This is a genomic window from Pseudomonas sp. ES4, assembly GCF_050586665.1.
GTDB lineage: Bacteria > Pseudomonadota > Gammaproteobacteria > Pseudomonadales > Pseudomonadaceae > Aquipseudomonas > Aquipseudomonas frederiksbergensis.
In genome coordinates, this window is sequence record NZ_JBOBDO010000002.1 from 234,741 (window position 1) to 252,581 (window position 17,841).

Here is a 17,841-nt window from a genome sequence, read left to right on the forward strand (position 1 = left end):
GGGTGGCAACAGATCAACCCGCACTGTATTCCGGAATCGCGCCGTCACGGGTTTTCGGCTTGGTCGACAGGATCACCAACGCTGCGCACAAAAATACGCAACCCACGATAACGATGCCAAGATTCGCGCTGCCGGTTGCGGTTTTTGCCCAGCCGATCATGGCCGGCCCCCAGAAGCCGCCGGAAAGACCGATGGTATTAATCAAGGCAATGCCGCCCGCCGCCGCCTCGCCCTTGATGTGTTCAGAGGGCATCGCCCACAACACGGTGTAGGCCATAAACATCATGGCGGTTGCCAGGGTCAGCAGGGCCAGCGCGGCCATTAGATTGCCGTCGGCAAAGGGGTACACAAGCAGCAGGATCGCGCCGATCCCCGCAGGCACTGCACAGTGATAGCGTCTTTCACCGACACGGTCCGACCGGCGCCCTATCCAGTACATGCCGCAAGCGGCGGCGACATAGGGAATCGCGGCGTACCAACCCAGTTGCATGGTGTCGTTGACACCCTGGGCCTTGAGGATTGCCGGCAGCCAGAAACTCATGGCGTAGATCGAGAAGATGATGCAGAAATAGGCGCTGGCGAGAATGTAGATTTTCGGGTCGCGCAACACCGCACGGAACGAATGGACACGCCCGGTCGATTCACCCAGCTCACTGGCCAGCAAGGCCTTTTCTTCATGGCTCAGCCAGCGCGCCTCAGCGGGTCGATTGGAAAGGATGAAGAAGGTCAGCACACCAAGGAAGACACACGGCAAGCCTTCAATCAAGAACATCCACTGCCAGCCGGCCAGACCGCCAACGCCTTCGAACGTGGTGATCAACCACGCAGACAGTGGGCCGCCTACAATGCCGCCAATGGGGCCGGCGATAAACACGATCGCAATGGCCCGCGCCATACGTTTCGGACCGTACCAGCAGGACAGGTAATAAATCATGCCCGGTGCAAAACCGGCTTCGAACACCCCCAGCAGAAAGCGCATGGCGTAAAACATCGGCACGTTGCGCACGAACAACATGCAGGCCGAGGTGATACCCCAACACACCAGAATACGGCTGAAGGTTTTCCGTGCGCCGACCTTCGGCAGCATCAGGTTGCTCGGCAATTCGAACAATACATACCCCAGAAAGAAAATACCGGCGCCCGCGCCATAGGCCGCATCGGAAAGCCCAAGGTCATTTTGCATCTGCAGTTTGGCAAAGCCGACGTTGATCCGGTCCAGATACGCAAATACATAACAGATGAACAGGAGTGGCAGCAGCCGCCAGTTGAGCTTGCGGTAAAGGGCTGAAATGGCATCACTTCGTGCCGGCGTCTGAAGAATTGACATGCGAATCTCCCGTTATTCTTGTTGGTCTGCGTTCGTCCCCAAGAATGTTGCACCGGCACCTCAGGACCAGCAAGAGCAACTAAGTTCGTGTAGTGTTGCTCTACAGGCAACGCTACGTCTCTGGAGAGAGTTCCCCGGCATGCGCGAAATCAATCAACAACGGCTTCGGTATTTTCATGAGGTGCTGACGCACGGATCCATTCGTGGCGCGGCCGACAGCATCAATACGTCGCCCTCGGTCATCACACGCCAGATCAAGCTGCTAGAAGAGGAAATCGGCGCAAAACTGTTCGAGCGCCAGGCACGTGGTGTTCAGCCCACTGAGGCCGCGGCGCACCTGCTGGAGTTCTGGCGCGGCTATCGTTCGCACCAGGAGAAACTCGAAGATCAGTTGCAAGCGATCAAGGACCTGCAGCAAGGCCATGTGCGCGTCGTCATCAGCGAAGGCTATGTCGATGCGTTGGTCGACAACGTGCTCGCGCCGTTCTGCAAGCAGTACCCCAAGCTTGATGTGCGGCTGGACATCCTGCCCGTCGACGACGTCCTCAACGAAGTCGCCGAAAACCGTGCGCACATCGGCCTTGCGTACAATCCGCCGCCGCATCCGCACATCGACTATCGCGCGACGTTTTCGCAACCGGTGATGCTGTTGGTTCGCCCGGATCATCCATTGGCATTGCGAGGCGCGGCGGCAACCGTCGAGGATATCCTCGCCTGCCAACTGGTCCTGACGCCCACGACATTCGGTATCGGTCATGCGATCAAGATGCTCGAGTATGCCGAGAAAATCGAGATCCGCCCGGTACTCGTCAGCAACTCCCTCGCGGCGCTCAAGCGCATGGTGGAGGACGGCGGTTTTGCTTCGTTGCTCGGCGAATTCGCGGCCTATCGGGAAATCGCCAACGGCAGCCTGGCGGCGGTATCGATCGACCATCCGTTGCTTCTTGGGGTTGAAGCAAAACTGTTGGTGAAATCCGGTCGACCGTTGGCCGCCCCTGCTCAAGAGCTGCTGAACTGGATGTTGCAGCGCTTGCCGATGTTTGCGTCTGGTACAGGAGTGTCGAGTGCCTGACCTGAGCCCCGCCCGTTCGGCGCCTGGACCCGGCCGCTTGCGCAACCAGCCCCCCTTATCAACCGCCGCCAGTGCCGGCTATGCGCAAAGCGAAGCCGCGACCTCCATTCTGGTCAGCACCGTGCTGTCGATCGTGACGTTCTCCTTTGCGATCTACCTGATTGATGGCGGGCTTGCCGCTGCTTGCCTGCGGGCTCGCGCAGGCGCCGGGCGGAAATCGCTGAGGCGGCAGAGGCGTTGAATAAACGCACTGGAGGCTGATACCACCACCATAAAAAACGGGACGCCAAGCGTCCCGTTTTTGCGAAAACAGATAGCACAAACAACAAGCAACCTGTCGCGAGGGCGCTCGCTCTCGCTGGCCTGCGCAGCAGGCCCATCTGTTGAACCCGTTTCGCCGCTCAGTGGAAACAATCCTCCTCACCACAGGTCAGCGACCGACGCCAGCGTCTCGACCAAAAAACCGCCAGGGTTTCGGCCGTAGCTTCTGGGTCCACGGAAAACAGCCTGCTGGAGGTACGCGGGGGGGCTTTGATATCGGCGTTTGATGGGAAGTGGAAGTCGAGGGCGCGATCGGCGGCTTCGTTGAGTTTTTTTGAATCGGGTTCGTAGGGGACACTGGATCGGTGTCTGGTGGGTTGGGCGTGGAGCATTGATTACATTACGTATCAACTGAAATGCGCGTCAGCGGCATTATCACAAGCGTGCTCTACCTTTAGATTTGGCAGGAATTTTGTGTCTTCAGCGGCGACTCGACTTGACTTGTTTATCAGAGAACCAGATGACGACGCCGATTTATTTATGACGTAACCAAGGTGTCTCTCATGATTCAGAGCATTATGAAAACTGCTAGCCTGACCACCCTTCTTGTCGCGTGTGCAACAGTGTCGCTCGTTCAAGCGCAACCCTTGCCGCTCGGCGAACCCGGGGCTTTGCATAATGAAGACGTGGAGTGGCGCAACTTTCCAGCGTTCCCGAAAGAAGTGAAGCTGGCAGTTCTTGTCGGTGCCCCTAGTAAGCCTGGCCCATACGTTGTGCGAGTCAAAGTGCCTAACGGCATTAAATTAATGCCCCATACACACCCTGAAGACCGTATCTACACCGTAATGTCCGGTGTGTTTTATATTGGTTTCGGGTCTGTATTTGATCCAGACAAGTTAGTGGCTTACGGCCCTGGCAGTGTTGTAGTACTCCCGGCCAATACACCGCATTTTCATTGGGCCAAGTCAGGAGAGTACATCTCTCAAGTGTATGGAACAGGTCCGTTAGGTCTTGAGTATATTGATAGTCATGACGACCCTCGTAATTCGACAAAATAAGGAACCTGCACGGTGGGTCCTATCGAACGGCTGCAGATCAGCCAGGTGGGCAAAAGGCGACACGCGGACACCCACCTTCGAACTACCGATCTGCGCACTCACCCCATCGACCGTCTCAAGCAGCGACTCGCAATCGGTGCACCACCGTAACGATCTTCACGTGTGTTGAAGCCGCCGTTGATGAACTGTTCAAACAGATACCCGTTACCGGCATGAATTTCGAGACTCAAAAAGTGATGACATTTAGTGATTCCTCCGCGTGACTTCAGGAATGTGACGGGAAGTACGGCAGAACGTACTCGCCGAGTTCGTCGAGGATTTCGCCATAGGGTTGACGGCTGACCTTGGGGTTGAGCGCGATATGCGAGACACCGGCAGATTGCGCTTGTTCCAGGTAATTGAGCAGGCCGTTGCGCCCCGCCCGGAAGCCACCTTGGATGCGCTGGAATGGCTGATCCGGGTTGTCGCTGAGATCGAAATAACCACCCAGACCCAACGTTTTGAAGGCATTGCGCTTCTCTGCCTCATGCACGGTGGCGTGCCAACTCTCGCCCAACGATGCCAACCGTTCTGGGCTTTGAACGCCGGCAAGATAGCCATCAAGGTAGGGTCAGTGTCAAAGCTGGCGACGCCTTGATCATGCGTATCGACAAAGCGGGCCTCATACGCACTGAGCTTTAAAAGCTATAAACAACCTCCTACACTGCTGAACACCCGCTCACACCGTATCTGCGCAGCCTCGCTTTCCTGCCGGCCTCTGCATCGCCCTCACATTAGGATCACCGACATGCGCCTGTCCGATTTTATTCTTGAGAACCTTGAGCCGATTCTGCAGGCCTGGGAAGATTTCGCCAGAACCATTGAGACGCCGGGTGCGGACCTCGATAGTGAAGCTCTGCGAGATCATGCCGAACAGATGTTGCGGGCAATTGTAAGTGACCTGCGAACAAAGCAGACGAAGCGAGAGCAAGCGGCCAAGTCTCAAGGCCAAGCCCCTTCAGATGATGAAGAAACCGCAGCTGAAACGCATGCAATGACGCGGCTAATGGCAGGTTTCACGATCGATCAAATGGTGTCGGAATATCGAGCACTAAGAACGAGTGTCGTCAGTCAGTGGATGAGGCAAGTGAAGGATGGCACGCCGATTAATGTCGACGACATGACCCGATTCCATGAGGCCATCGATCAGGCTCTCGCCGAATCCATTGCCAGTTACTCACGCGCGGTGGAGGCGTCACGCAACGTATTTTTAGGCATTCTCGGCCACGACCTGCGCACCCCGCTTGGAGCAATCTTGCTGGGTGCCGATATGTTGAGGCGCTCAGAAGGGGCCGGAGCCCGGGCTACCAAGGTTGCCAATCAGATATATACAAGCGTGCGGCGAGCGAGCCAAATTGTTGGAGACCTACTTGATTTAACACGCTGCCAAATGGGCCCAGGCATTCCTGTCAAAACGACGGATCTAGATCTCTCGCACGTTTGCGAACGTGTTGTCGAAGAAATCCGAGCGTCTCATCCAGAGGCGATTGTCTTGTTCGACGCGAAGACTCCAGTTCAAGGGCAATTCGATGGCGCCAGAATGGAACAAGTCTTCTCGAATGTAATCAGCAACGCTGTACAGCATGGAGATAATCAACTCCCTATCAAGGTGGAGTTAGAGACCTCAGAAGACTGCGCTATTTTTACCGTCCATAACAGTGGAGAGCCCATACCAGAGGACGTTCTCCCGTTTATATTTAACCCTATGGGTCGTTTCTCTCAGCGATCTGCAATTGATCACGGGCCGACAGAGGGGCTGGGCTTGGGCCTGTTCATCGCGTCAGAGATCGTGGCATCACATAACGGTTCAATCGATGTCAGTTCTGACTCAAGTGGAGGCACCACTTTTCTAGTCAAGCTTCCAATAACTGAATCGCCCCAGCTTAAGTAGACACTTTACCGCGGGTCACCCAACAGATTTGTGTCGATTGAAGCCTCAAATATTAGGGGCGTTAGTCGTATCCCGGATTGGATTTAAAACCATCACCCCATCCCACTATCAATGTTTAACTTGTCGCCAACCCCAAACCACATATCTGAGGGTGGCGAAAGGAAAAAATCGACCCATAGCTGCCGGTGAGCACCGACAGAAATCGGCCAGAAGCGGACGGTGGACGGAGCGATAGCAAATGAGTAGCTATGCTTGGTCTACTGCCGAGACTGATTGAGCAGATTGTTATCCACCAAGCCCGTGAAGGCGTTATTACCCCACTTGGGGTCCAATTAGAGTCAGGCCCAAAGAGGAGTCCGCCATGACCTTAGTCGATCGCCTCAGGTATTTACGTGTCGTTCTAATTTTGGCTGGCCTCGCCTGCCTTGCTCTCTACCCACTTATGTTGTTCTGGCCGTCCGGCTGGGCCTGGCACGTCGGTCACTCGGACTACCCGATGATGATCGTTGGCATCTACGCCACACTTGGCGTGTTCTTGATCCTGGCCGCACGTGATCCATTAGCCAATCTGAGCCTGATCTGGTTCACCGTGTGGTCTAGCGCCGTACACGGAGCAATCATGGCCGTCCAGACGGTCACCCAACCGGGGCAAATGGGGCACTTGGCAGGTGACGTGCCGGCGCTCTTCATCGTGACGGTTGCCTTGGCCATCTTGACGCCCCGCTCGCAATTGGCCGCTCGGCCCGGGACACACAAACGGGCCTGAGAGCAGGCATGAAACTACTTTCATCCCGGGTATGCTCACTTGCAAGGCCAGCGCGTCAACGTTAAGGTCTGCGTCATGACTACGCCACGCATCGAATCGACCACAACCTTCACGACCGCCACAGGCGGGTCGTGGGAGGTTGTGTGAGTTAAAACAACTCATAACCCCGAAGACCCGCCAGTGATGGACCGGGTCTTTTTTTTGCCCCCGGATTTATTGGCACAAACGTAAGGAAACGCACATGTATGCACTACTGATTCTCGACATGCAGGTAGGGCTCGTTCACGGCCCGGACAGGCCCTGGGGCCGTGAAGCGCTTCTCGATACATTGAACAGGCTAATCAGAAACGCACGGGAGGCCGGCGCCCCAATCTTTCTCGCTCGCCACCTGGGTCCGGCCGGATCTCCTATTGAGCCGGGCAGTCCGCTCACCGAGCTTGTCCCAGAGTTGCAGCTAATGGGTGACGAAGTGATTTTTGAGAAAAATCGTCCCAACGCCTTTGTGGCGACCGGGTTGGCCGGTCAGCTACGCGAACGCGACTGTGAAGGCATCGTCGTGACAGGAATGAAAACTCAATACTGCGTAGACAGTACTTGCCGTGCTGCCCGCGATTTAGGTTTCGATGCTGTACTCATCGCCGATGGACATACCTGCTCTGATACTCCAACGCTTAATGCAAAGGCCATCATTGCCCACCACAATGCAACCTTGGCGGGGCCATTCTGCCGAGTCGTTCAGGCTGAGGAATGGAGTTTTTAGGACACTCCCCTGATCGACCCAAGCCAAGGGTCGATCAGACCGCGTGGGTGCCGACGCGACGGCTGATATCTTACCCGCGCACCAGATCGCGTCCGATCGACGCTGAGCCCATCAAGGAAGATAAAAACAATGAAAATACTATTCATCGCTTCGCTAGGAATTTTATCGCTGACTCAAACTTCAATAGGCTTCGCGGATAATGCCAATGGAAAAAATCTCTATCTACAGCGATGCAGCATGTGCCACGGAACAGATCTCAAGGCAACAGGACCACTGGCCAATAAAAGCAATCCGCCTACGCCTGATCTAACAACGTCCGCTTTCAAAAAGCGATTGAATGATTATCCAGGCGTGATTGTCTCTTCGATAATACTTCGCCCAAATGGCGACTTGATTCCAAGAACCTTGCGTGAGAATGGTGTAAAGCTTTTGCCGCACTCATGGAGCGTTAAGGATCTGCGCGATTTGAATCAATACATGGGTGGTGTGATTTCACAAAAACGATGACCTTTAAAGTGCCTGGTCCTGTCGCCAGCGCTTGACTCTGTCCCTTGGGGCAACCCCTACCCTGCCTTGTCCATTTCAGGTTCCGCCGTCAGCGGATAAGGCAATCCATGAATATGTTATCGCTGGTCAGAAAAAAACAGCCAAGCGCACTGCGTTGCCGGCAGAGTTTCCACGCACGCCGATCCATCACGAACCGGACAACACCTACTGCCCATGTGGCTGCGCACTGAAACGTATCGGTGAAGACGTCAGCGAGAAGCTGGACTACACGCCCGGCGTGTTTACCGTTGAACGCCATGTCCGTGGCAATTGGGTATGCGATGACTGCGAAACGCTGATCCAGGTACCCCGTTCCGGCGCAGGTCATCGACAAGGGCATCCCGACCGTAGGGTTGCTAGCCCACGTCATGATCGCGAAGTTTGCTGACCATCTGCCTCTTTACCGTCAGGAATCGATTTTCGGTCGAGCTGGCTTGGCGATTCCACGTTCAACTTTGGCTCAATGGGTTGGCGTGACTGGCTTGCAGTTACAGCCTCTGGTGGATGCGTTGCGGGACGTAGTGCTCGGGCAGCAGGTTATCCATGTCGATGAAACACCCGTGCAGATGCTCGTTCCAGGCTCAAAGAAAACCCACCGTTCTTATGTTTGAGCCTACGCCACCAGCCAGTTCTCGGACTTGGCAGCGGTGGTTTATGACTTCAGCCCCAGCCGCGCCGGAAAACATGCACGTAACTTCCTGCAAGACTGGAAGGGCAAGCTGGTGTGCGACGATTTTGGCGGCTACAAAGCCAGTTTTGAACTCGGCGTCACCGAGATCGGTTGCATGGCCCATGCGCGGCGCAAGTTTTTTGAGCTGCACGCCACCAACAAGAGCCAGCCCGCCGAGCAGGCCCTGCGTTATATCCAGTTGCTTTACGAAATCGAACGTGAAGTCCACGACCTAGAGCCGGATTTACGGCGCCGAAAACGGCAAGAAAAAGCGGTACCGGTGATGGATATGCTGCATGCTTGGATAATTGCCCAGCGTGATCTCGTGCCTGAAGGCTCAGCCATCAGCAGAGCATTGGATTACAGCCTGAAACGCTGGGCAGCGCTGTCGCGCTACCTTGATGACGGGACCGTACCCATTGACAATAATTGGGCAGATAACCAGATCCGGCCGTGGGCTCTTGGACGCAAGAACTGGCTCTTCGCAGGATCGCTACGCAGCGGACAACGGGCGGCGGCGATCATGAGCCTGATCCAATCGGCGCGGCTCAACGGGCATGAACCGTATGCTTATTTGAAGGACGTCCTTACGCGCCTGCCGACGCAGCGAGCGAGTGAGATTACGCAACTGCTGCCGCATAGCTGGACTCCCGCCTAATAACGTAAGCTGGGAATGTACGGATGCTCACGTTGAAACTCCACATGGAAGACTTGGAATGACTCGAATTATTGAAATCCTGATGTACACCTTAAAGCCAGGATCGGGATTGGACTTTCATCAAATAATGCAGAATGTAAGTGTTCCGCTTCACCTAGAAGCTGGCATAGATGTCGTTTCTTATGGCAGCTCATTACATGATTGTGACAGCTATCACCTGATTCGTTCCTATGAAAGCGAGAGCCATCGCCAAGTATCTCAAGATGTTTTTTACGCAAGCGATGCCTGGAAACAGGGCCCGAGAGAAGACATTATCAGTCGGATTGAAATCAGTACAACGACAGTTATGGCGCTCGCTCAAGACGTAATTGATGCCATCAGAGCTTCCGTAGATCTATCTAGAGCCGAAGCTCGATCCGCGTAGCTGACATCGACAAAGGCAGACCCCGTAGCCTTAAACACGGGGATCAGGAAGATGTGTTGGCCGGACGGTTACGCCTATCGCGAGGTTGCAATGGGAAGTTTGGTAGCCGTTCCTATCGACTATTCGATATTTCTAAGCGTTGAGGCAAACTATTGGTGAAATCCGGACGGCCGCTGACTGTTCCCGCTCAAGAGCCGCTGAATTGGATGTTGCAGCGCCCGCCAATGTTTGCCTCGGACAAATAAGCACAATGCCTGGCGTCTCCAAAAAAAACCGGAGCCTGATGTAGACTCCGGGTTTTCTGTGAACTGATTAGTCAATAATTAGCTGGCTTTATCCTTCGGGCCGAACGATCTATCTGAATTGAGCGCGACTGGTGAGGTTACTCCGCAAGTGTGACCTTCGCAGTGTGAGTCCTGCGCGCGCGCATGATTCGGAAGGCTAAGAAACCGGCGACGGCGAAGGCGGCATTCAGAGCGACCATCGGTAAGTCCGAGTCGTCCTGAAGTCGACTGAGCAATAGGCCGGAAATAGTCGCGCCAGCCATCTGGGCAAAGCCGATAAAGCCCGCCGCCAGCCCTGCGCGATTCGGGTTGGGAATCACCGCGCCCGCGACCGCCCCCGGCAAGACCATGCCCGCGCCCAAAGTCAGCACCATCTTTGGCAGCATTAGACCAATCACTGATGGGCCAATAAGTTCATGAAATACCAGGACCAGGCTGGCGCCGACCGCAACTAGGCTGGTGCCGATACCCACGATTTTTTCCGGACCGAACTTCATGATGGTACGGTTGGTAAAGATCGCGCCAGCGATCATCCCCGAAACGATGCCGCTGAAAACTAGGCCATACTGGGTCGGGCTCAAGCCGAGTTGACCAACAAACACTCGCGAGGAACCGGCGATAAAGCAGAACATCGCGCCGTAGGTGCAGGCAATGGCAATGGAAAAGCTGCGCAAGGATGAGCCTTTAAGTAACAGGGCGTAGTTGCTCAGAAGCGTTTTTAACCGACCCGCTTGTGGGTCGCGTTGCAAATTGGTCTCCTTGTAGAACAGCGAGGCGATCAGTGCAAGCGCGCCAAACAGTACAGTCGCGAACCCAACCGCGCGCCACCCTCCGGCGTGGGTAGCGATCAGTCCGCCAAGCACCGGTGAGAGCATGATTGCACGTGGTGACAATATGTTGCTCGGCGAAACAGGATGTCGAATTTACCAGGTTCATCAGTTAAAACCCGCATGACGCAATTCGGATCGCCGACATGTGCATGCAGAGTCCGCCAATAAATCGACCGCAGTCGAACGACCCGACCTAGCCTTCTTCGGTCATCAACCGTTACCAACGCTCCTTCCTGGGCTTGGCACCAAAGGCGACGGTGTCCACCTGATTTGAACTGACTAACAAAGTTGGATGATTACTCATCTATGCCTGAGCGTCCTGATTTCTGTTTTCGACAGGGCTTAGGTCGTTGAACTTCAGTCTGAATACTGAATGTACTCGTCGATGCCTGCGTGAAGCCCATCAAGGTCGTTACATTTTCAGATAGATTGCTGTAGGACGTTTCGCTAAAAGCAAAACGCGCCGTAGGATCTGTCCTTACGTCACGGGGGCTATCAGCCAAATCCCACCACTCGTTGTTCATGCAACTGCTGCAACATTGACAATCCGTTATTGAAGAACTCCGGTGATTCGGTCATTCCCGCCTCGCCTGCCAATGCTTGCAAATGCGCCCGTCCATCCAACCTGGGGAATTGCTCGATGCGTTGCAACAATCGAAAGGCCCAAGGGCTCAAGCTAGAAAATTTCACACTGAAGTCCAGATCACGACGCACCAACAGCAAAGTTGGCTGATCCAGCGGCGCATCGGGCTGAAAATCCGGCCCCACCAACTGCACCGGCCAGACATACGCCAACGGCCACGCCAATGACGAGACCTGTAACGGACTATCCAACAACGACTCGCTTTCACCGGATAACAATGGCTCGGCCTCGGACTGTTGCAAAGCCATTTCCACCCATTCGTAGTGCGCAAGCTCCACCATAAACGGTGGCCACGACCCACCGGCCAGTGCTGCAGGCTCAGAGGCGAGAAACTCCACGAACTCCTCAGCGATCTCGCCGAATTTCGGCGTGTGAGCTCGGTAGTCACGCAGGAAAATCCGCACCAGTGCCCGCCACTGTTGGTCACCGAGGATCTTCACCAGCACCGGAAAAGTGCCGCTGATCAACGTCGACAGGTTGGCGAATACTAGGTCGCGATAAATCTGCGCCCGCGCCGGGTCCATCTCGGGTGGTGGCGCGCAGTGGTCGGGATCGCGCAGGTACAGGCCCATGCTGTTTTGCTGCTCGTGCAGTGAACGTTTAGGCACAGTTCATCTCCCCAACCTGCAAATGGCGAATGGTGTCCAGTTCGGCAATTAATTCGGAAAATGCCGGGAAGTTGAAGTCCCGCTCCAGCAAAGTCGGTTGCGCACCAAACCGGGCGTAGGCCTCAGCCAGCAACGACCACACCGCCGGTTTGACTGAGGCGCCATGGGTATCGATTTTCAAAGTGTCCGACTGATCGAAGTGTCCAGCGATGTGCATGGCCACCACGCGCCCGGCATCGATGCCGGCCAGGAATGCATGTGGATCGAAGCCGTGGTTGATCGAATTGACGTAGACGTTGTTGACGTCCAGCAACAGGTCGCAATCGGCCTCGCGCAGCACCGCATTGGTGAACGTTACTTCGTCCATGTCCTGTTGTGGCACGGCGTAATAGGAGACGTTTTCCACCGCCAGCCGACGACCGAGAATGTCCTGGGCCTGACGGATGCGAGCGGCGACGTGATGCACTGCCTCTTCGGTAAAGGGTAGCGGCAACAGATCGTAGAGATGACCGTCGTCGCTGCAGTAACTTAAATGCTCGCTGTATAGCGGCACGTTGTAGTGATCCAGGAAACCCCTCACTTCTTGCACAAAACCGATATCTAGCGGCGACGGCCCGCCCAGTGAAAGCGACAAGCCATGACACGACAACGGATAACGCTCGGCCAATCTGCGTAACGCTGCGCCATGGGCACCGCCAATGCCGATCCAGTTTTCCGGCGCGACTTCGAGAAAGTCGAAATGACCGGCCGGAGCAGCCAATAGGTCATTCATTAAACCGCGTCGCAAGCCGAGCCCGGCGCTGGCTTTGGCTTTGGCTTTGGCTTTGGCGCAAGAGATGAGGGTGTGCATGGTATCGATCTCAAAGTTATCGGTACGGGCTCACAGTTAACCGTAACCGTGTATCGGCCCTGTGTTGCGCACCGCTGGAAAACCGCAGGACTTGTATCGCCGGCGGGTTTGTACACATTGCGGTACAGCCCCGCCGGTGCGCGTTACGCCAAGTCGTACTTCTCGCGCACAAAATGGCCGATGCCGATGCGATCCAGCACAATCATCGGGCACAGGAACGTCACGCGTACGGTGCCCGGCAAGCGACTGATATCGATGGAGCCGGTAATCGTGGCGCGGTTGAGCACTTCGTCATAAGGCAAGCCGGTGACGGCAGCCGCACGCTGCAAGCCGTTTTCGACCGCAATGTTAAGGTTTTCGCCACTGCCAATGAACGTGATCGGCCCGCTCTGCTCGATCTCGTGCTGGCCCCAGCGCTCACCCAGCTCGCGGACTTTCTGAAGCTGCCTGGCATTCATCGGCCGAGCCATGGGCGGCAAGTCGTCGAGGTTTTGCAGCAGGATAGGCCCTTCCAGCGTCAGGTTCTTCACCACTTCCACCACCACTTCGGTTTCCCCGGAGCAGTCGGTGGCATGCCCGGCGATCTCGCCATTGCCCTGCTGGGCGTGCATGTCGCCCATGTACACGCCGGCGCCTGGCACTTTGACCGGGCAGATCAACACGCACCCCTCGCGGATCGAGTTGGTGTCCATGTGACCGTCAGTCTTGGCCGCGTGCAATTCTTCGCGGGTCATGCCGAAACGGTGCGGCGCGCCGATCAGGTACTGGCCGAAATCGGCGCAGTTGTGCGAGTCGGGCAAATCACGGGATGGCAGGGTGCCGATGTTGCCGAGGAACGGCCGCATGTGCGCCGCCACTCCGGGAATGTCTGCGCGCGCCAGGGACAGGATCGAATGTTGCGCGGCGAATTCCGGCAACGCCGACATCTCGGCTGCGTTACCGGCCAGTTGATTGGCGACGTCCTGATTGACGGTCAGGCTGACCTGATTCTGCGCATCGAACACGATCACATAGCCATGGCTGAAGCGAAACGCGCTGACCTCTGCGCCACAGGTGTTACAGCGAATCGAATCCTCGCCAATGCCTTCGACATGGCTGGCTGGATGTTCGGTGCCGCACTTGGCGCAGAATTTGGAGACGAACGGATCGCCGTGGTAACGACCTTCAACGAAGCTCATCACCCCGGACGAAGTGGCCAGCGAGGTGACGCGCATGCGTTTGATCTTGATCGCCACCGCGTCGCCGATTTCCGCACCGGCAATGGCCACCGGTTGCGTCACTTCATGGCCACCCTCGAAGGCCGGCGTGATCATCGGCCCCCAACAACCCGGCGGTGTACCGGTGATCAAGGTGCCGCCGTCGGCCAGCGGCCCAAGCATTGGCTGGCTTGGGCCGATGATGCCGTTGGTGTAGTGATCGACCCGTAGGCGATCGACCGGCGTGGCATTGAGATTGGTTTCAGGCACAAATGTTGTCATTGTGGTCCCCTTGACCGCATCAGGCGCGGAACAGAGTCAGGAGCGAACGGCCGTCGATGAATGAGGCCAAGGAAGGTGGCCTGCATAGTTCAGCGCAGATTTGTATCTGGTCTGTGTTCGACCATGCGCCTGAGTTATAGGGACTGTATCGAGAGTCCGGTTAGATACAGAGAGATACAAACCTATGGTCAACACCTTGTCGGAGCTGGCTTGCCCGCGAGGCGGCCGGGACACGTTGCACCTTCGGCGGCTGATACACCGCCCTTGTGGGCCAGTCAAATCGTAGAGCTGAGCAGGTGAACTCAGCGCAAAGTCCTGGCCATCTCCGTACGCTGGGTGGGGGGCATCGCTCAGTAAGCGTTCTTATCCACCTGATCGATTGGAATAGCGCCTCGACGATACTCGGTGTTGCTCATTGCTGGGGCGCTCTTATACGTATTATCTAGTATCCAATCATGGAAAACTTGGGCCAGTGGAGAGAGCTGCCTGTGTCGCAGGGAAACCAGGTACTCACCCTTATCCGTTTTACCCAGGCCGCCACCGAGCTGTTCCTCACGCAAAGCGCAGTGAGTAAGCAGATGCATGCCTTGGAAGAAAGCCTGGAGATGCCGCTGTTCGAAAGGAAACCGCGTGGTGTCGCGCTGACCACGGCTGGTGAAGAATTGCTCTCAACGGTCGACGTCGTACTTGAGAGGTTGCACCACAGCGTCCGGCTACCGGCGGCGACCAGAATGGAGCATCTTCAGTTGTTTGCGTGGAAGCGAATCGTGCTCTGTCCGGCCCAAAATGGTGATTGCTATGGGCAGGATGCCGTTGATAACTGATGCCGTCGCTACTCCTGTCAGTTGAACCGGCGCTCCGAGAAGGGTGAAGTATAGGAAGGCTTCTCAGTGTAGCGAATTCGCTTCTGTGAACGCACGATCAATGAGCAACGTAGTACTGACGTTTCAGCCAGGACCTCGACGTACGTTTTAACGTACAAGAAAAGCATGGCTGGTAGTAATTTTCAGCAGAACTCGGCGGAACAAAAAAAGAGGCCTAAGCCTCTATTTTCAACGCTTCGTGTAAATATCACGCACAAAAAAACGCCACTCATAGAGTGGCGTTTTTTGTGAATCTTGGAGCGGGAAACGAGACTCGAACTCGCGACCCCGACCTTGGCAAGGTCGTGCTCTACCAACTGAGCTATTCCCGCGTCTTGGTGTGGCGCATTCTATAGATTCCAGAAGCCCCGTCAACCCCTTGATTCAAAAAAGTTTATTTCTTTTCCACGTCGGTCTTCAGATGCGGCCAGGCAGCCCGCAAATACTGGACCATGGACCACAACGTCAGGCCCGCGGATATCAGCAGCAAGGCGTAACCCAGCAGTACCCAGAACGTGAAATCCGACGGATTGGCCAGCAGGATCACCAGCGCCAGCATTTGCGCGGCGGTTTTCCATTTGCCCAGGTTAGACACCGCGACGTGAGCGCGGGCGCCGAGTTCGGCCATCCACTCGCGAAGTGCCGAGACGACAATCTCGCGACCGATGATCACGGCGGCCGGCAGCGTGAGCCACAGGTTACCGTGTTCTTGCACCAGCAATACCAGCGCAACGGCGACCATCAGCTTGTCGGCCACGGGATCGAGAAAAGCCCCGAACGGCGTGCTTTGTTCCAGTCGGCGGGCCAGATACCCGTCCAGCCAGTCTGTGGCAGCGGCAAATGCGAACACCGAGGCGGACGCCAGGTAGCTCCATTGATACGGCAGGTAGAACAGCAAAATGAAGATCGGAATGAGCAGGACGCGTAGTACGGTAATCAGATTAGGGATATTCATCGGCACAACTGGCTACGAGGTGAGGGGGCATTCTACTCGCTGTGCAGATTGGCATAAATCAACTCTGCGAGCTTTTTACTGATCCCGGGTGCTTTGGCGATCTCTTCGATGCTGGCACGAGACAGCTCCTGCAATCCACCAAAATGTTTCAACAAATCGCGGCGACGTGTCGGCCCGACACCGGCAACGCCCTCAAGCGTAGACGTGCGGCGGGTTTTGCCACGACGGGCGCGGTGCCCGGTAATCGCGAAACGGTGAGCTTCGTCGCGTATCTGCTGGATCAAATGCAGCGCGGGGGAATCACCGCGCAAGGTGAATTCGTGGGCAGCATCGTTCAGGTACAGGGTTTCGAAACCGGCCTTGCGCGTGGCGCCCTTGGCGACGCCCAGCAGAATCAGATCAGGCACGGCCAATTCATTGAGCACGTCGCGGGCCATGGACAGCTGTCCCTTGCCACCGTCCACCAGCAAGATGTCCGGCAGCTTGCCCTCCCCGTCCTTCAGTTTGCTGAAGCGTCGGGTCAGGGCCTGATGCATCGCGGCGTAGTCATCGCCCGGGGTGACGCCTTCAATGTTGTAGCGACGGTAGTCGGACTTGATCGGACCTTCGGGGCCGAACACCACACAAGAAGCCACGGTCGCTTCGCCGCTGGAGTGACTGATGTCGTAACACTCCAGGCGCTGTGGCGGTTCGTCCAGGTTCAGCACTTCCGCCAGCGCATCGAAACGTGCAGCAACGTGTTGACGGTTAGCCAGTCGCGCTCCAAGTGCCTGCTCGGCATTGGTGACCGCCAGCTGTTGCCAGCGTGCTCGCGTACCACGAACCCTATGACTGATGGTCAATTCGCGACCACGCAGTTCATCAATGGCCGCGATCAGGGTCGGAAAGTCTTCGTGAACCACGTTGACGATCAGTTCGCTCGGCAGGTCGCGCTCGGGACTGCTGATGAAGTACTGGCCGAGAAACGCCGCCATGACTTCAGAAACGTCCTCTTCAATACCCACCTGCGGAAAGAAGTTCTTGCTCCCCAACACCCGCCCGCCCCGCACACTGATCAAATGAACGCAGGCACCACCTGGATTGACGAACGCTGCGATCACGTCGACGTCGCCCGTCCCGCCTTCCATGCTTTGCTGGTCCTGGACCCGGCGCAGTAATGAAATCTGATCCCGCAGCTCAGCAGCACGCTCGAACTCGAGGTTGATCGCCGCCTCTTCCATGGCTGCGGACAACTCGTCCGTCAGCGCATTGCTGCGCCCCTCAAGGAACATTACCGAGTGCCGGACGTCTTCGGCATACACCTCGGGCTCCACCAATCCGACACAGGGCGCCTTGCAACGTTTGATCTGGTATTGCAGACAAGGACGCGTACGGTTCTTGTAATAGCTGTCTTCGCACTGGCGAACGAAAAACGTCTTCTGCAGCAGGCTCAGGCTTTCACGAATGGCGCCGGCGCTGGGATAAGGGCCGAAATACTTGCCCTTGGCCTTTTTTGCACCGCGGTGGATGCTCAAGCGAGGGAACTGGCCATCCGAGAGAAAGACATAAGGGTAGGATTTATCGTCGCGCAGCAGGATGTTGTAGGGCGGACGCCATTCCTTGATCAGCGTCTGCTCAAGCAACAAGGCTTCGGTTTCATTGGCCGTAATCGTCGTTTCGACCTGAGCGATACGCGCGACCAGCGCCGCGGTCTTGGGTGCAAGACCGGATTTTCGGAAGTAACTCGACAGGCGATTCTTGAGGTTCTTGGCCTTGCCGACGTAGAGCAGGCGTGCTTCGCTGTCGAACATGCGATACACACCGGGACGCCCACTGACCGTCGACAGAAAGGCGCTTGGATCGAAGACTTCAGTCATTT

The 17,841-nt window shown here is 56.2% G+C and carries 17 protein-coding genes, 1 tRNA gene and 3 pseudogenes; 10 read left to right on the forward strand and 11 right to left on the reverse strand.

Annotated elements, in window-relative coordinates; translation table 11 throughout:
* Window positions 1-13: 13 nt before the first annotated feature.
* Window positions 14-1,327 (reverse strand): MFS transporter, encoded by a 1,314-nt coding sequence (locus ACQ4OB_RS03280; protein WP_074877483.1) that lies wholly within the window; start codon window positions 1,325-1,327, stop codon window positions 14-16.
* 139 nt (window positions 1,328-1,466) lie between these two features.
* Here ACQ4OB_RS03280 and ACQ4OB_RS03285 point away from each other — a divergent pair, with 139 nt between their 5' ends.
* Both ACQ4OB_RS03285 and ACQ4OB_RS03290 read left to right on the forward strand, forming a co-directional pair.
* Window positions 1,467-2,399 (forward strand): LysR family transcriptional regulator, encoded by a 933-nt coding sequence (locus ACQ4OB_RS03285; RefSeq protein ID WP_430955124.1) that lies wholly within the window; start codon window positions 1,467-1,469, stop codon window positions 2,397-2,399.
* Window positions 2,400-2,436: 37 nt separating this feature from the next.
* Entirely contained in the window at window positions 2,437-2,640 is a 204-nt protein-coding gene (locus ACQ4OB_RS03290) for a hypothetical protein (RefSeq protein WP_139273410.1), read from the forward strand.
* 194 nt (window positions 2,641-2,834) lie between these two features.
* On the opposite strand, the pseudogene ACQ4OB_RS03295 reads toward ACQ4OB_RS03290, so the two are convergent.
* Window positions 2,835-3,018, reverse strand: a pseudogene (locus ACQ4OB_RS03295) (DUF6124 family protein); the annotation flags it as partial.
* Between the two features lie 205 nt (window positions 3,019-3,223).
* On the opposite strand from ACQ4OB_RS03295, the gene ACQ4OB_RS03300 reads away from it, so the two are divergent.
* The gene (locus ACQ4OB_RS03300; protein WP_074877489.1) at window positions 3,224-3,718 is read left to right on the forward strand and encodes a cupin domain-containing protein; all 495 of its coding nucleotides are present in this window, start codon (window positions 3,224-3,226) and stop codon (window positions 3,716-3,718) included.
* 98 nt (window positions 3,719-3,816) lie between these two features.
* Here the strand turns inward: ACQ4OB_RS03300 and ACQ4OB_RS03305 are convergent, their stop codons facing one another.
* A complete protein-coding gene (locus ACQ4OB_RS03305) occupies window positions 3,817-3,948 on the reverse strand; it encodes a hypothetical protein (RefSeq protein ID WP_250637977.1) in 132 nt (43 codons plus the stop codon).
* A 35-nt stretch (window positions 3,949-3,983) separates the two neighbouring features.
* On the reverse strand, window positions 3,984-4,274 hold the full coding sequence (locus tag ACQ4OB_RS03310; RefSeq protein WP_235865016.1) for a hypothetical protein: 291 nt from the start codon (window positions 4,272-4,274) through the stop codon (window positions 3,984-3,986).
* Between the two features lie 231 nt (window positions 4,275-4,505).
* Here ACQ4OB_RS03310 and ACQ4OB_RS03315 point away from each other — a divergent pair, with 231 nt between their 5' ends.
* From ACQ4OB_RS03315 to ACQ4OB_RS03340, 6 genes and pseudogenes are all read left to right on the forward strand, one after another.
* Complete coding sequence (locus ACQ4OB_RS03315; RefSeq protein ID WP_074877491.1) at window positions 4,506-5,648, forward strand: sensor histidine kinase; 1,143 nt, start codon at window positions 4,506-4,508, stop codon at window positions 5,646-5,648.
* Window positions 5,649-6,009: 361 nt separating this feature from the next.
* A complete protein-coding gene (locus ACQ4OB_RS03320; protein WP_074877494.1) occupies window positions 6,010-6,414 on the forward strand; it encodes a DUF6632 domain-containing protein in 405 nt (134 codons plus the stop codon).
* A gap of 241 nt (window positions 6,415-6,655) precedes the next feature.
* The gene (locus ACQ4OB_RS03325) at window positions 6,656-7,174 is read left to right on the forward strand and encodes a cysteine hydrolase family protein (protein WP_074877496.1); all 519 of its coding nucleotides are present in this window, start codon (window positions 6,656-6,658) and stop codon (window positions 7,172-7,174) included.
* Between the two features lie 129 nt (window positions 7,175-7,303).
* Window positions 7,304-7,681 (forward strand): c-type cytochrome, encoded by a 378-nt coding sequence (locus ACQ4OB_RS03330; protein WP_074877497.1) that lies wholly within the window; start codon window positions 7,304-7,306, stop codon window positions 7,679-7,681.
* Between the two features lie 142 nt (window positions 7,682-7,823).
* Window positions 7,824-9,048, forward strand: a pseudogene (gene tnpC, locus ACQ4OB_RS03335) (IS66 family transposase); the annotation flags it as partial.
* A 58-nt stretch (window positions 9,049-9,106) separates the two neighbouring features.
* The gene (locus ACQ4OB_RS03340; RefSeq protein WP_074877499.1) at window positions 9,107-9,472 is read left to right on the forward strand and encodes an NIPSNAP family protein; all 366 of its coding nucleotides are present in this window, start codon (window positions 9,107-9,109) and stop codon (window positions 9,470-9,472) included.
* Between the two features lie 382 nt (window positions 9,473-9,854).
* On the opposite strand, the gene ACQ4OB_RS03345 is transcribed toward ACQ4OB_RS03340, so the two are convergent.
* The 4 genes from ACQ4OB_RS03345 to ACQ4OB_RS03360 form a co-directional block, all read right to left on the reverse strand.
* Window positions 9,855-10,631, reverse strand: coding sequence for a hypothetical protein (locus ACQ4OB_RS03345; protein WP_430955125.1), 777 nt, complete (start codon window positions 10,629-10,631; stop codon window positions 9,855-9,857).
* A 450-nt stretch (window positions 10,632-11,081) separates the two neighbouring features.
* Window positions 11,082-11,837, reverse strand: coding sequence for an HvfC family RiPP maturation protein (locus tag ACQ4OB_RS03350; protein ID WP_074877503.1), 756 nt, complete (start codon window positions 11,835-11,837; stop codon window positions 11,082-11,084).
* Window positions 11,830-12,687, reverse strand: coding sequence for an HvfB family MNIO-type RiPP peptide maturase (locus ACQ4OB_RS03355; RefSeq protein ID WP_074877505.1), 858 nt, complete (start codon window positions 12,685-12,687; stop codon window positions 11,830-11,832). Before ACQ4OB_RS03355 ends, ACQ4OB_RS03350 begins: the two co-directional genes overlap by 8 nt.
* 143 nt (window positions 12,688-12,830) lie before the next feature.
* The gene (locus tag ACQ4OB_RS03360; protein WP_430955126.1) at window positions 12,831-14,165 is read right to left on the reverse strand and encodes an acetamidase/formamidase family protein; all 1,335 of its coding nucleotides are present in this window, start codon (window positions 14,163-14,165) and stop codon (window positions 12,831-12,833) included.
* A 464-nt stretch (window positions 14,166-14,629) separates the two neighbouring features.
* Here ACQ4OB_RS03360 and ACQ4OB_RS03365 point away from each other — a divergent pair.
* A pseudogene (locus ACQ4OB_RS03365) lies at window positions 14,630-14,875 on the forward strand (LysR family transcriptional regulator); the annotation flags it as partial.
* 409 nt (window positions 14,876-15,284) lie between these two features.
* Here the strand turns inward: ACQ4OB_RS03365 and ACQ4OB_RS03370 are convergent.
* From ACQ4OB_RS03370 to uvrC, 3 genes are all read right to left on the reverse strand, one after another.
* Window positions 15,285-15,360: transfer RNA gene (locus ACQ4OB_RS03370), tRNA-Gly, on the reverse strand.
* Between the two features lie 62 nt (window positions 15,361-15,422).
* Complete coding sequence (gene pgsA / locus ACQ4OB_RS03375) at window positions 15,423-15,983, reverse strand: CDP-diacylglycerol--glycerol-3-phosphate 3-phosphatidyltransferase (protein ID WP_008150904.1); 561 nt, start codon at window positions 15,981-15,983, stop codon at window positions 15,423-15,425.
* A gap of 32 nt (window positions 15,984-16,015) precedes the next feature.
* Window positions 16,016-17,839, reverse strand: coding sequence for an excinuclease ABC subunit UvrC (gene uvrC, locus ACQ4OB_RS03380; RefSeq protein ID WP_074877509.1), 1,824 nt, complete (start codon window positions 17,837-17,839; stop codon window positions 16,016-16,018).
* Window positions 17,840-17,841: the final 2 nt, after the last annotated feature.

Coding starts and splice junctions, on each gene's coding strand:
- ACQ4OB_RS03280 (WP_074877483.1), bottom strand. CDS start 1,327: ATGTCAATTCTTCAGACGCCGGCACGAAGTGATGCCATTTCAGCCCTT.
- ACQ4OB_RS03285 (WP_430955124.1), top strand. CDS start 1,467: ATGCGCGAAATCAATCAACAACGGCTTCGGTATTTTCATGAGGTGCTG.
- ACQ4OB_RS03300 (WP_074877489.1), top strand. CDS start 3,224: ATGATTCAGAGCATTATGAAAACTGCTAGCCTGACCACCCTTCTTGTC.
- ACQ4OB_RS03315 (WP_074877491.1), top strand. CDS start 4,506: ATGCGCCTGTCCGATTTTATTCTTGAGAACCTTGAGCCGATTCTGCAG.
- ACQ4OB_RS03320 (WP_074877494.1), top strand. CDS start 6,010: ATGACCTTAGTCGATCGCCTCAGGTATTTACGTGTCGTTCTAATTTTG.
- ACQ4OB_RS03325 (WP_074877496.1), top strand. CDS start 6,656: ATGTATGCACTACTGATTCTCGACATGCAGGTAGGGCTCGTTCACGGC.
- ACQ4OB_RS03330 (WP_074877497.1), top strand. CDS start 7,304: ATGAAAATACTATTCATCGCTTCGCTAGGAATTTTATCGCTGACTCAA.
- ACQ4OB_RS03340 (WP_074877499.1), top strand. CDS start 9,107: ATGACTCGAATTATTGAAATCCTGATGTACACCTTAAAGCCAGGATCG.
- ACQ4OB_RS03345 (WP_430955125.1), bottom strand. CDS start 10,631: ATGCTCTCACCGGTGCTTGGCGGACTGATCGCTACCCACGCCGGAGGG.
- ACQ4OB_RS03355 (WP_074877505.1), bottom strand. CDS start 12,687: ATGCACACCCTCATCTCTTGCGCCAAAGCCAAAGCCAAAGCCAAAGCC.
- ACQ4OB_RS03360 (WP_430955126.1), bottom strand. CDS start 14,165: ATGACAACATTTGTGCCTGAAACCAATCTCAATGCCACGCCGGTCGAT.
- pgsA (WP_008150904.1), bottom strand. CDS start 15,983: ATGAATATCCCTAATCTGATTACCGTACTACGCGTCCTGCTCATTCCG.
- uvrC (WP_074877509.1), bottom strand. CDS start 17,839: ATGACTGAAGTCTTCGATCCAAGCGCCTTTCTGTCGACGGTCAGTGGG.